The sequence below is a fragment of the Pseudoalteromonas sp. SCSIO 43201 genome (assembly GCF_023716725.1).
GTDB classification, from domain to species: Bacteria; Pseudomonadota; Gammaproteobacteria; order Enterobacterales; family Alteromonadaceae; genus Pseudoalteromonas; species Pseudoalteromonas peptidolytica.
Genome location: NZ_CP072684.1, coordinates 924,379 through 938,302, shown reverse-complemented (window position 1 = coordinate 938,302; position 13,924 = coordinate 924,379). Strand labels below are relative to the sequence as shown.

The window sequence follows — 13,924 nt, the reverse complement described above, 5'->3', positions numbered from 1 at the left end:
GACGATGTTATATTAGCGTTTCTTGAGAAAAAGGAACGCTAAATGAAGGTTTTACACACATCTGACTGGCACTTAGGGCAAACATTCTACGAACATGATCGGATAGAAGAGCACCAATGCTTTTTAGACTGGTTATGTGATGAGTTGGTCAAAAACCAAATCGATGTGTTATTGGTAAGTGGTGACATCTTCCACACTGCTACGCCGCCAGCTACGGCAGAAAAACAACTATATACTTTCATTCAAAAAGCCACTCAATTGTGCCCTGCGCTGCACATCATAATTATTGCTGGCAACCACGATTCAGCTAATCGTATTGAAGCTGCAAAACCTCTATTAACACTGTTCAACACACATGTAATTGGTCGCTTTGACAAATTAGCACCAGAGAAAGTGGTGATAGAGCTGACAGTCGCAGCCCAGCAACTACACGTCGTTGCAATGCCATTTCTGCGTAGTGCCGATCTTCCTAAACCCTCAGATGAAGAGTTTGATTATCAAACAGGTGTTAAGCTCGCTTACCAACAGGCGATTGATACCATACCCAAACGCAAAGGCCCGGTTATATTGATGGGGCATTTGCATGCCAAAGGTGGCGCTATTTCGGAGGATTCAGAGCGCAACCTCAATATAGGTGGCTTCGACTCAATTTCAGCTGGTGTGTTTGGCGAGCAGTTTGACTATGTTGCATTGGGTCATTTGCATAAAGCGCAGAAGGTGGCAAAGCACGATGCGATTAGATATTGCGGCACACCCTTACCTATGTCTTTTTCTGAACGACATTATAGCCACCAAGTACTGTTGGCCGAATTCAGTGAACACAGGCTGGTGGCTGTAAATCCCCTTTACGTTCCACGCTTCAAAGATGTACTTTATATTCCTGATACGGGATCAAAGCGTCTTCGCGAGTTATGTGAGGAAATCACGACAAACGATTTTAGCCAGTACGACAGTGCTCCTTATATTAGGTTAAGGCTTTCCTCAGCAGAGACGAGTAGTCGCTTTCGTGCTGAAATTGATGCTGCATTAAAAGGCAAAGCGATAAAGTTTTGCGGAATTGAGCGTGTAACACAGGCGCGCGACACCGTAGAGGATTTGTTTGAGGACCTAGCCAAAGTAGAATCACTGTCTGTTACCAGTTTACTCGATATTGCATACAGAGAACTTGAGCCTGATGAAGAAAAAGCGCCTGTAAGTCTACACAATAAGCTTGCGGAAGTTATCGCTAACATGGAAGAGTTAAACGATGAAACTTGAAAAGATACAGATCACCAATCTTGCATCCATTGAAAGTGCTGAAGTAGACTTTACGAAAGCGCCTCTCAAAGATACCGGTCTTTACGCAATCACAGGTGACACCGGCGCGGGAAAAAGCACCTTACTTGATGCCATTTGTCTTGCGTTTTATGGTAAAACCGCAAGGTTAAAATCAGATGACAAAGAAAAGGTAGCGTTTAACGGCGACAACATAAAACTCAATGATCCCCGAAATTTGCTGCGCAGAGGCTGTACAGCAGGATCGGCATCGGTTGTTTTTGTCGCACAAGATAATAATCGATACCAAGTGGTTTGGTCTGTTGAGCGTGCCAGGAAAAGCCCAAAAGGCAATCTAAAACCGGCATCGATAGAGCTATTTCGTCTACCTGATATGACGCTGGTGTGCGAAAAGAAGAAAGACACTGAGCAAAAAATTGAACAGTTAGTCGGGCTGACCTTTACCCAGTTTACTCGGGCTGTATTACTTGCTCAGCATGAATTTTCCGCATTTTTGAAAGCGGGAGGTGATGAGCGAGCGCAATTACTCGAGTGCCTAACCGGCACCGAAAAGTTCAGCCAGATCGGTAAAGCAATTTTTGAAGCGCATAAGGTAAAAAAACAAGAGTTAACTGCACTGCAAGAAAGGTTAGGGCAGATTGTCTTGTTATCAGCAGAGCAGCGTGCCGAGCTTAAAACACAAAAAGACTCACTGCTGACAAACAGAAATCAACTACAAAGCAAAAGCACTCAGTTTCACACCCAGCTTCAGTGGTTAGTTGATATTGAAACACGACAACAAAAAATTATTGATATTGAACAGAGGTTGCAGCAACAAGAACAGCAACTGATACAGAGTGAACCGCAGCAAAAACACGCAGAGCAAGTACTCAAAGCGAATGAGATCCGAGATAATAGAGAGCAGCTAGAGCAAGTACAATTACGCCAAACAAAGTGCCAAACACAGCTCTCAGAACTACAAGAGCTAGAATTTGAGACTACCTTGGATACGTTACGAACACATGAGCAAGCGTTAGAATTGCAACTTGCCCAGCAGCAGGCGCACTTTACCCAGCAAGCGACAAAATTTGATGCAATCACGCAATTAGATGACAAATTAAAGTTGCATCGTGCTCAGGAGCAAGAAACTAAACCCATCATTGCAAAACACACTGAGTTGGCAGCTCAGTATGACTTTGAATTACAGCAGCAGCTATCGCAGCGTCAAGACATTGAGAGCGAACTTACCCAGCTTAAACAGCAGCAAACAGGCTTACAATCGGTTGCCAACATAGCATCGCAGTGGCACACAGTACTGCCTCAGTTTGAGGACTTACAGCAATTATTGTTACAGCTCAAAGAATGTACTTCGTTACTCGATAGCTTACCGGAGCAGCAGCAACAACTCGCGACGCGTTTACAGGAATGCCAAGTACAAGCACAAGCCCTAAACTCAGCCTATCTTACTGATGTTCAAACGCTTGAAGAGTTGAAAGCAAACTTAGCCCCGTTAACGGCTCGAGACTTAACTCAAGATATGCAAAACTGGACGGCGTGTGTTCAAGCGCACAAGAGTATCAATGAAGGAGAGGCACTTTTACATCAACTGCGCTCGCAGCAAACTCAACATCATATTGGTTTAGAGCGATTAGAATTACAGATAAAAGATACTAAACAGCAGGACGAACTTTCAAAACAGCGCCTAGCACTCACCCGAGATAATTTAGAACAAGTGCAACTCAGAGCTAGTGAGCGGATCAGTGACTTACGTTCACAACTCAAAGCCGGCCAAGAATGTATGGTGTGTGGTGCAAAAGAGCACCCCTATGGTGTTGAGCATATTGATACACATTGGGAGCAATTATTGCGGGACTTTCGTGCTCAATATCAGGCTGCGGAGCGAGCTCGCGAACAAGTGTTGCAGCGGTATAATCAACAAGTGGGTGAAAAAGAGCGTGAGAATGCGTTGTGGCAATCTGTGAACCAAGAGATTGCTCATTGCACTAAGCAGATTGATGAAAGTCGCAAATATTTAGAGACGTTACCGAACAACTATCAGGTAGAAAACGCGACGCAAGCCGAACAAAAGTTACTCCAAATTCAGTCTCAGATCGCTGAATTAACACGTTTGAGAAGCCAGATAGACGAACAGTGGCAACATGTTCAGCTGTCGCAGCAAAGACTTGAGAAAGCTAAAGATCAAGAGCAGGCGATACAGCAACAGCATCATGACCTAGATAATCAGATCGTTCATATACGTACTGAACATGAGAAACTTGTGCAAAAGTCCAAATCATTAAGAGACAGGTTAGCGTCATTAATTGATGATAAACAGTGGTGGCAGCAATTTGATTTATCATGCAGTACCGGTTTGGCTGAGTTGGAAGCGCGAGTACAACGTTGGCTTACCACCACTAAGCGCTATGATGAGCTGTTACAAAATCAAGACAGTTTGACGCATCAGTGCAATTTATTGGCACAGCAAAAGCAAGACGAAGCGCTGAGGCTAGCTGAGTTGGAAGATGTGCTACAGCAGCATCAACAGCACATACAAGATATTGTGTGTGAAAGGCAAAAGCATCTACCATCACAACATTCGACATTAGATGAGTGGGTTACTGCGTTAAAATCGCAGCAAAATACGACCCAAGAATCGCTCATACAATTGCGAGTTGACATTAGTCAGACGGAAGCCAAACGTGAAAGTGCCTCACAAGCTAAATCACAATTAACAGAGCAACTTGCTGAGTACGGCGAACGTGTGCAGCAGCTAACACAGCGATTTGAACACTGGTTAAATGAGAATCGCTTAGAACATGCACAGGTATTAATATTACTCGATGCTTGCTCAGAGGAGGCACGTACCGAGTTGGATCAGTATCATCAAATCCAGCGTATGTGCGATGACACAAAAATACTTTTGTCACATCAACGTGAGGAGTTGCTACAGCTACAACAAAAATTTCCTGATGGAATAGATAAAGAGCGCGTGCAGGCTGAGCTTGAGGTGAGCAACCAAGCACTCGAGGAAGTACAAAATCAATTACTACAAGTGCAGAGCACTTTGGAAATTGATACGCAGAATAAACAACAATTTTCAGACCAAGCAACTATTTTGGCTCAGCTGCAAGAAGACTATGAGCACTGGCATTTACTAGATAAGTTACTTGGCGATGCAACGGGCAAAAAATTACGCAATTGGGCGCAAACACAAACATTAAAAATATTATTACAGTACGCTAATCAACAACTTCGGACACTGTCTAGACGCTATCTGTTGACGACGATTGAGCAGTCATTAGAAATCGCGGTAATAGACAAGGACATGGCGGATGAGCAGCGAAGTGTCAATACGCTATCAGGCGGTGAGTCGTTTTTGGTGTCGTTATCTTTAGCTCTGGGGCTTGCCGCATTATCTTCCAATCAGGTGAGTATACATTCTCTATTTATTGATGAAGGTTTTGGGACATTAGATCCAGAAACACTGGGAGTCGCGATTGACGCGTTAGATGCGCTGCAATCTCAGGGGCGTAAGGTTGGTGTGATCTCACACGTAGCGCAAATGAGTGAGCGGATCGCAACGCGGATCCATGTCGATAAGCAGCCTGGAGGCTATTCATCATTACATTTGGTACCACAAACATAAGGAAATTTGGATGCCGACTTTTACGGGCGAAGAAGCCCAAAACTACGACTCAAGAATCACTAAACTAGTACCAGGTTATGAGTTACTTCATCAGTTAAGTAGCGCTCAATTATTAGCGCTCTATCCTGATGATGCGACAATTCTGATCGTTGGTGCTGGAACAGGAAAGGAAGTGGTTGAGTTAGCAAAGCTTAATCATACGTGGCGTTTTATCGCGCAGGATGTATCTGCTGATATGTTAGAAATAGCAGATCAATATTTTACTAAGCTGAAAATCAACTCACGTGTTCAACTTCACTATGGTGCGCTTTCGCCTTCGGCCTATCAAGTTGATGCTGTGCTGTGCTTATTGGTGATGCACTTTGTGAAAGACAATGGCGATAAGGCTCGGTTATTTAAACAAATGAGTGAGCAGCTAAAACCCAATGGTCACCTTTTTATTGCTGATTTGGAGAAGCCGGTGACGCCCTTTGAACGTGACGCACAGCTTATCGCTTGTAAGCAACTGGGGCTATCTGAGAAAGGTGAGCAGCACATGCGAGTCAATTTAGAACATGAGTTTTTTCCAGTCGATAAAATACGCTTAGCGGAATTACTCGATGCAGCAGGGTTTGGGGTCGCTAAACCCTATTTCAAGGCACTTGGTTTTTCAGGTGTTGTTGCAACCAAAAAATAGAGCAAGTTTTTACCAAGTCTACTACCAATTTGCTTGCCTCAAAATAGACCACTTAATTAAGCAAATTGGTATAAGAGGTGTTAGTAAAATATTGATCTAGATTGCTCGCTTTCTGTTGTTTTATCCCATATTTCGACGTTAAGAAGCCGATTTGTAAGCAATATAACTGCTAATTAGGTTAGTAAAATGATGATCTGATACTAAAGCGCTTTACGTTAGATCACATTTTTACCTAGTAAAAGTGTGATCTAAGAGTGTGAAGTTAACGTCAATGATGGCAGGAATGAGCTTAGTTTCCCTTAATTATCTTTGCTAACCTATTGATTTTTATATTACTTAGCTGGCGATAGTCTAAAAATGGTGAAACGATCAGGTTTAACTCTGTATCTACTGCAAACTCATCATCTAACCATATCAAGCTGTTAGTAAAAATCTGATCTTTCAATAGCGATTTAGCATATGTTCGCCCTGCAATTATATGCCAGTTGTATGATTTTATTGAAAAATCTGGTGATGAAAAGAGTAGGGCTTCTTGGCTTGAGGCTTGTAATAAAGCGCTATCTCGATATGACTGCCAACTTGGGAAGTTAGTAATATTGTGATCTGGCAACTGAGCAGCGAACAAAAACTTGGCAAAAACATTAAATATTTTCCGCCAGCCATTACCACATTGGTTGTTGATATAATCAATCTCTCCACCCTCTAGGGGTATGATTTTACTGATGTTCTTATAGGAAAGTATGGCTGGTGGATGTTCAATATAAAAGGCAACATGACCTGTCTTTGCACCAAAGCCACGAGTTAGTATTTTTTTGTTTTGTGTTGTATCCATGGGGCATTGCTGAGATAAATTTTTATAAGTGTAAAATAAATCGGGAAAAATTGGCATGCTAAACGGTAAATCACTACTTTCTTTACATACCAAGTACTAATTATATTTTGATCTAATCTACAACATTAATAAGCGCGTATGATTAGGATGACAAAATTGGAGACAATAATGAAATTAAGACAGCTACTTTTGGGTGCGATCGTGACCATATCGATGGCGGCCTGCACCGGACTGCCAAATGGAATTGAACCGGTCAAAGAATTTAATGTTGAGCGATACCAAGGTACTTGGTACGAAATTGCAAGGTTGGATCACGCATTTGAGAGAGGAATGCAAAATGTTACCGCGACTTACAGCCAAAATTCGGATGGCTCTATCAAGGTTGTTAATCGGGGGTATGTAACAGAAGAGCGAGTGTGGAAAGAAGCGATAGGAAAGGCCAAGTTTGTTGCAAATAAGGAAATAGCGCACCTTAAAGTATCATTTTTTGGACCATTTTATGGAAGCTATGTGGTATTTGAATTAGATGAAGACTATCAATATGCTTTTGTAACAAGCTATAACCGAGATTATCTATGGTTACTTTCAAGAACTCCGAAAGTGTCTGAAGCTGTTATGAATAAATTTAAAGCGACATCTGATAGATATGGCTTTGACACTGAAGCACTTATTTATATGGAGCATGAAGCAATAGAGCCAGAGTAGTGTAAACCCCCTTTACAACAAGTACCCTTTTTGGGTTTTTATTTCAATGGTCGTGAGACAACGGCCATCGTGTCTTATTCCTGTAGGAAATGGTTAATAAATCATTCAGTCAACTGTAACAGGAACACTTCACACTGTTGCACGCTTTTCAAAACAATAATACTTAGGAACTGGAGTAACTCATGAAGCGTGTAGCATATTCTTTAATAGCAGCGGCAGTTGCCATGGCACTGACAGCTTGTGACGGTGACGATGGTGCGCAAGGCGCCACGGGCCCGAAAGGTGAGCAAGGAACTGCGGGTCAAGATGGAACAAATGGCACCAATGGTCAGGATGGTGTCGATGGCACTGATGGCACCAGCGGCAAGGACGGTGTGGATGGTACTGACGGTACTGATGGTCGTGACGGTAGTTATAGTGTTCCTGGTCTAGTCCGTATCGCAACGGTACCAGCAGGTGCAGAGGTAACGGGTCTTTTCCTCTCTCAAGGTGGTGATTTATTCTTTAATGTGCAACATCCAAATGACACAAACACTGAGACAGATAACTTTAACAACACGCCTTTTAATACAGGTACAGTGGGTGTCCTCACAGGTGTGAATTTTAATAACTTGCCATCTAATATACCCAGTGCTCCAGTACCTGCATCAACCATGGAGCAACAAACGGTGGTTTCTGCAATTGGCCAATACCAAATTTTGGGGCAAACAGGTGATAAGTTCTCGCAGCTAGGTGACAAAGGATTAGCCGGCGGTCTTGGGGTACATTACAGTATCTCCACAGGTGAAGAAATCATTAAAAACGACAATCCTGATTTTAATGGCTTTATTCCAGTAACTGCGGATTCTGGTTACCTGTTTACAAACTGGGAAGCCTACCCTGGTGGCGTAAGCCGTTTAAAAATGAGCAAATCGACAACTGGTAAGTGGTCAATTGAAGAAGCAATGATGGTTGATTTTGATGGTGTTAAAGGCACTGCGGCGAATTGCTTTGGCTCAGTTTCTCCTTGGGGAACTCCGCTAACTTCTGAAGAGTGGATTGTATGGTCCGCGGTTGATACGACACAAGATCCACAGTGGAATAACCCTGCCGAAACAGGGAATGACACGATGGAAGCGTTGACAGCACCTGACTTTCCTAATCCATATCGCTACGGCTATATTGCAGAGATCCAAAACCCGACAACAGACACTCCAGATGTGGTGAAGCACTTCACAATCGGACGATATGAACATGAAAACTCAGTCGTGATGCCGGATCGTCGCACTGTTTATTCATCACAAGATGATACCGGTGGAGTATTGTTTAAGTTTATTGCCGATCAACCTGAAGATTTAAGTGCAGGTGTGCTATATGCGGCAAAATTAAAGCAAGATAGCGGATTGACAGATCCTGCTGTTACCGGGTTTGACATCTCTTGGGTGGAGCTTGGCCGAGGTAGTAATGCGCAAATTGAAACTTGGATTGCTGAGTATGATGGTATTAATACATCAGACTATGTGGAAGGGCAAACAAGCTACTTGTCTGTTGCGGACGTTAAAGCGTGGGCGACAGGGGCTGCAACCTATCCAACCATAGAAAATGGTGGCGGCAAAGTAACAGCTGGTAAACCTATGGATAACAGAGCTATTTTCCTTGAGTCACGACAAGCTGCACGTCAAAAGGGCGCAACGGCTGAATGGCGCAAGCTTGAGGGCATTAGTATTAATCATAACCGCGTTTTGGAGGCTGTAACCGGACAAGATGTGGTGCCTGGAGAAGTCGTTGATAAAGCGTATATGTATATCGGGATTGCAGATATAGATAAAACCATGATTGATGGTGAGGGTGATATTCAACTTTCAGCACGGGTGAAAGATTGTGGCGGTGTATATCGAGCACATATCGACAATAACTATAACTTAACACGTATTGAGCCAGTTGTGATGGGATCGACGTACCGCTCTTCACTTACTGGTGCTGAGCGCTGTGATGTGAATCAACTCTCACAACCTGACAACGTGATTGTGATGGAAGATGGTCGCATCATTATCGGTGAAGATGGCTTCCAAGAAAACAATACGCTATGGCTTTATGATCCAAAGCAAAATAACTAAATAGATGGCAGTGCATTTATCGATGCACTGCATTTTTTTGTCCAAATTTTGGAGTCATAAAAGTGAAATACGTTAGCCTTTTTACCGTACTTTTTAGTTGTATTAGCATAGTTGGTTGCGATAATGAGCAACCTAACATAGTGAACAATACGTTGTTAGAAGTAGCGCAAGCTTCGCCACCTTATCAGCCAGGAGATGATATTCCCGCTACTGCATATATGGAACATAATGAAGTTTATAACCCTGAATCAGTTATCCCACCTCAGTGTTACACAAAAACAGATGGCGTGAAGAACCCATGCTACGCGTGTCATCAGTCATACGACGATAAAAGTAGGCCGAACATGATGCGAGATGCAAACTTACAAGGTGCCTATGAGTTTTCTGATTTGGGGTTCAAAAACCACTGGAAAAACTTGTTTATAGACCGCTCTGCACTTATTAAGCGTATTTCAGATCAAGATATTACTAACTGGGTTAATCAAGACAATTACACACCTTTTATTGAAAAGCTTAAAAATGACCCAAGCTGGAAAGGCGAAATAACACCAATCAAAGATTTGGCATACCCAGATAAAGCATTCAATGAATTAGGGATAGCGAATGACGATAGTGGTTGGGTGGCATTTAATTATAAACCTTTTCCTAGCACCTTTTGGCCAACCAACGGCTCAACTGGGGATGTGATGATAAGGCTTGCCGACGCTTTCAGAGAAAAAGGTGATACGTATAACCAAGATGTGTACTTAACAAATCTGAGTTTAGTGGAGTTGGCTGTAAAGGGGCTTGACGAAATATCTACGCCCTTAATTTCAGAATTGCGAGTTGGTGAGGATTTAAATGGCGATGGCAAAATAGCACAAGTAAATAAAATAAAACGCCGCCTACATTATGTTGGAGATGCGAAGCACATCCAACTTGCCCATCAGCTGTACCCTGAAGATACTGAGTTTTTGCATACTGTTCGTTACATAGGAGTAGACGATAATGGGCAGATATTTAACGCGCCCAGAATGAAAGAAGTACGCTATATGAAAAAGCATAACTTTAAGTCAAAACAATCTCTGGGAGCCGCTTATTATCGTGAAGCAAAAGAAAAGTCTTTTGAAAACTACCCTCAAACACTTTACCTTGGTGATTTAGGGATTAACAACAACTTCGGCTGGACCATTAACGGATACATCGAAGACAAGTCGGGGCAACTTCGTCCGCAGCATGAGCAAGAATTAGCGTTTTGTAATGGCTGCCACAAGACGATCGGCTCTACGTATGATCAGACTTTCTCGTTTGCGCGAAAAGTTGAGGGTAAGCTTGGTTGGGGTTATATCAATTTACACGATATAAAAGATGTGCCAAATAAAGGTGAAGTACAAGGAGAGTTTTTAACTTATATGATGCGTGTCGGAGGAGGGGATGAGTTTAGGCAAAATCAAGAAATGCTAATGCGCTGGTTCAACAAGGATGGCTCGCTAAATACAGAGAAAGTGAATGCTATTGAAAATATATATGAGCTAATTACACCTTCAAAAGCGCGTGCATTGGCATTGAATAAAGCATACTTGACGATTGTGCATGAGCAAAGCTACTTATTTGGTCGCGATGCTACCTTAGTGAAAGCAAAAAACGTGCTTGAGCAAGTTGATGACTCGCAGCAACCACTCGCCCCCCAACACCGATATGTTTGGGATATGCAGTTAGACTGGAAGGCAACAACCCAGCATGTCTCACGATAAAAAGGGTACTCATTTCATAAGAGTTAAGCGATACATTGTGAGTTTACTCTAGTACGTAAGCTTCGCAGTAGGCAATGACTTCAGCCGCTGTTATTCCTCAATATCGTATCGGTGGAAATAATAGCGGCTTCAAGGCCTATCATCACTCCCATCATGTATTAGATCGTAATTTTACTAACTGAGTTGGACAGTGACATTAAAGTTAACTTTCACCATCAGCTTTTCAATTATCTAAAATAGACACGCTAGATAAAGGAATAATATGCTGTGAGTTTAAAAGCCATGAGTTAGCACATCCCTCATCTCTGTTGGTTTGTAACTTTAGGGCTATGTTCCCTTGTTTGGATCAGATTTTTACTAAGCTAATGCAAAGAGAAAATATATAGATCATATTTTTACTAACTAACCAATCAAAAAGAGCGAATTGGATCAGAATTTTACTAAGTGTATGTGGTTTGAGTTAGTAAATTTGCGTCTTGAAGTGGAGTGCTGGCGATATTTTGTTCTAAATGTTGTTCTTTCAAAGGGTTAACTAAGAAACCTTAGTAAAATAGTGATCTGAAAAGGGCGCTGCAAGCAGCGCCTTAGTTAAATAATGATCCAATATAGTGAGCACAATACGATGCTAAAGCTCACTAGGTAAAATAGTGATCTGAAATAGTGAGGCTTGGTTGCAAAAATAGCCACCAGTAGCAGCACTGCTACTGTCATGTAACCAATAAATTGTACGCTACCATATGCGCCTTGAGTTACGATTGACAGTATCAGGCTGCCTATAAGACAAAGCCAGCTGGCAATATTTAAGTGACTTGTTATATTACCTTTTGGGCGTTTGCCTAGTACTTCTTTATAGTGGTTGGGTTTCGCTATGGCAAATCCCATAAAGGCAAGTAGACAAAATAAAAATATCAGCCATTGCATCAGATCTTAACCTCGCGTTGAGAGCGGCGGGAGGGTGCTGCTGGTGTTACTTGGGAGCGACCTAACTTCCTAGCTTGCACCAAAAAGCTTACGGCAATACCAATAGCCAGTGCGTCAAAACCAAATAATACCCACTGTTTATGTATTAAATAACTCACCAAGTTCCCTTCAATCGTGAGCATGGACACTACAGGAAGTCCCGCCCATGCGAGCGCGTTTACTTTAGCCGTCAGTTGCCAAGCTAATCTATCCGATTTGTAACAGGCAGCGATGGCAACGATAGCCCAGACAATAAAGAATACGAGTACCTCTTTGTCTGCGCGTGCAACAAGCTCCGTGGGTAATAAACGATTGGCATAGAAAAATGCTGCCGTTGCCGCTGGTAGACCCATTATTGTACCTAAGTTTAGAGACTCTACCAGTTTAAGGCCAAAGCCTGGCTTTTCATCTCTCTTAAGCTTTTGGCGTAGCCGCTTAGCCCACATGACAGCACCTGTTGCTATCATTACGCAGCCTGCGAGTCCTGCAATAAAGTACAGCCATCGCAGGGTCGGCTCTGCCAACCGTCCTGTGTGTAGTGCTATCATGCCGCCGTAGAGGTTTTCTGCACCAGATAAGGTGACATTGTGTGTTTTTAATAACTCACCAGATGCGGCATTGTACATCCAGCTCGGTGGATCATCCTGTACAGCACGCCCCGCGTTGGCATAAAGCTTTATAGTTGCGCTTGCATCGTTTGGTGATGAAATAACGACACGGCGAAGTGGCGCATTGCCTGAGTTAGTATAATAGTGATCCAATGCTTTATTTAACGCAAGCTCCTGAAGCGGCAGCCCTGTAGCAGGTGCTGTCGCAAGTAGAGGATAGCGCTCGGCTCTTAGCGTTTGTTTGTCTTCATAGCGTTGCTGCGCAGGTTGTGGTAACAGCATAAAAATTAGCGTAACCAAACCGGTGTAGGTGATCATTATATGAAAAGGCAAAGCAATGACGGATGAGACATTATGTGCATCTAACCAACTTCGAAGACCTTTTTTGCTTCTAAATTGAAATAAATCCTTAAAAATACGCTTATGGATCACCACACCAGAGATTAGCGCAATCAGCATGAATAAGGTCGCGAAGCATACAATCCACCGTGCGGTTATTGCATTCATATAATGTAAGTCGAAATGAAGGCGATAGAAGAAGTTGCCTCCTTTTGTATCTCTAAACTCAGGTAGCGCATCTAACGTGATCGGATCCAAGTATTCTGAATGGCGCTTCCCTCTTCTTTCTCCTTCTTCGGGTTTCTCAGAGTACATAAGTAAAAGGCTCGGGCGGCGCTCGGTTGGCAGTTCTATACGCCAAGATTCGGCTGTGGGAGCAATGTGTTGAAACCGTTCTATGCTTTTTGTAACGGTTTGCTGTTGAAAAGCATGGTTATATTGCGGTAAATGATGTGTCGCTGGCTGCGCCCATAAGCTAATTTCATGTCTGAAAAAACTCGCAGTCCCAGCAAAGAAGATTAAAAATAGCAACCAACAAACGAGTAAACCAACCCAGGTGTGTAACCAAGTCATACTACGAAAAAATGACTCCCTCACAGCTTGCCTCCAAGCAGTGTCAACGTGCCGTAAAGAATACAAAGTACTCCAATCATGCTAAGCAATACCTTTCTAAAAGAGCTGCATCCGAATACCCATATAAAAGTGATAGGATAAAAAAGAATGCCTGTTGTTAATGCGTATAAAAGCGCATCTAAGCGCTTTATTGGTAAGGTTAAAGCAAGCAGAGACGAAGCCATAACGGTGACAAAATAGCCGCCGATTATAGCGATTAAAAAACGTGAAATTACTTGCGATTTGTATAAAGCTGCCTCAATTTTAGTGTTATCCTGATTAGGCATAGTACCCCTTAAAATTACAACAAGAGTAATAGATTATTATCCAATAATTTGCATCTAAATGATAGTGATTCGCACTTGTTTTCATGGCCTGCTACTCAATTGACATAACTTGAGCTGCTACCGTTGGGTGATATTCTGTACTTGTATATTTCGTCTAGTTGTTATGGTGGGAGTCG

Annotated in this window: 9 protein-coding genes; 6 read left to right on the top strand and 3 right to left on the bottom strand. The window is 42.6% G+C overall.

All coding sequences use genetic code 11. The features are described from left to right. The first annotated feature begins 42 nt into the window (after window positions 1-42). From J8Z24_RS20585 to J8Z24_RS20575, 3 genes are read left to right on the top strand one after another with little or no spacing between them, the layout of a single operon-like run. The gene (locus J8Z24_RS20585) at window positions 43-1,257 is read left to right on the top strand and encodes an exonuclease SbcCD subunit D (protein ID WP_176032638.1); all 1,215 of its coding nucleotides are present in this window, start codon (window positions 43-45) and stop codon (window positions 1,255-1,257) included. Further along, window positions 1,247-4,900, top strand: a complete 3,654-nt coding sequence (locus J8Z24_RS20580) for an SbcC/MukB-like Walker B domain-containing protein (RefSeq protein WP_176032639.1) — start codon at window positions 1,247-1,249, stop codon at window positions 4,898-4,900. Before J8Z24_RS20585 ends, J8Z24_RS20580 begins: the two co-directional genes overlap by 11 nt. Window positions 4,901-4,910: 10 nt before the next feature. Beyond that, window positions 4,911-5,576 (top strand): class I SAM-dependent methyltransferase, encoded by a 666-nt coding sequence (locus J8Z24_RS20575; protein ID WP_147390537.1) that lies wholly within the window; start codon window positions 4,911-4,913, stop codon window positions 5,574-5,576. 289 nt (window positions 5,577-5,865) lie between these two features. Here the strand turns inward: J8Z24_RS20575 and J8Z24_RS20570 are convergent, their stop codons facing one another. Next, window positions 5,866-6,408: a DUF6942 family protein gene (locus tag J8Z24_RS20570; protein ID WP_176032640.1), complete on the bottom strand. Its 543-nt coding sequence runs from the start codon at window positions 6,406-6,408 to the stop codon at window positions 5,866-5,868. 168 nt (window positions 6,409-6,576) lie between these two features. On the opposite strand from J8Z24_RS20570, the gene J8Z24_RS20565 reads away from it, so the two are divergent. The 3 genes from J8Z24_RS20565 to J8Z24_RS20555 all read left to right on the top strand — a co-directional run bounded on the left by J8Z24_RS20565 (window position 6,577) and on the right by J8Z24_RS20555 (window position 10,942). Further along, a complete protein-coding gene (locus J8Z24_RS20565; protein WP_176032641.1) occupies window positions 6,577-7,113 on the top strand; it encodes a lipocalin family protein in 537 nt (178 codons plus the stop codon). A 182-nt stretch (window positions 7,114-7,295) separates the two neighbouring features. After that, complete coding sequence (locus J8Z24_RS20560; RefSeq protein WP_125251221.1) at window positions 7,296-9,209, top strand: alkaline phosphatase PhoX; 1,914 nt, start codon at window positions 7,296-7,298, stop codon at window positions 9,207-9,209. Window positions 9,210-9,271: 62 nt separating this feature from the next. Further along, window positions 9,272-10,942 (top strand): Aq_1262 family (lipo)protein, encoded by a 1,671-nt coding sequence (locus tag J8Z24_RS20555; protein WP_252095761.1) that lies wholly within the window; start codon window positions 9,272-9,274, stop codon window positions 10,940-10,942. Between the two features lie 588 nt (window positions 10,943-11,530). Here the strand turns inward: J8Z24_RS20555 and J8Z24_RS20550 are convergent. Together J8Z24_RS20550 and J8Z24_RS20545 are read right to left on the bottom strand one after the other, a co-directional pair. Next, window positions 11,531-11,863: a DUF3325 family protein gene (locus tag J8Z24_RS20550; RefSeq protein WP_128730573.1), complete on the bottom strand. Its 333-nt coding sequence runs from the start codon at window positions 11,861-11,863 to the stop codon at window positions 11,531-11,533. Further along, a complete protein-coding gene (locus J8Z24_RS20545) occupies window positions 11,863-13,446 on the bottom strand; it encodes a PepSY-associated TM helix domain-containing protein (protein ID WP_252095760.1) in 1,584 nt (527 codons plus the stop codon). The genes J8Z24_RS20550 and J8Z24_RS20545 overlap by 1 nt, the downstream gene beginning before the upstream one ends. Window positions 13,447-13,924: the final 478 nt, after the last annotated feature.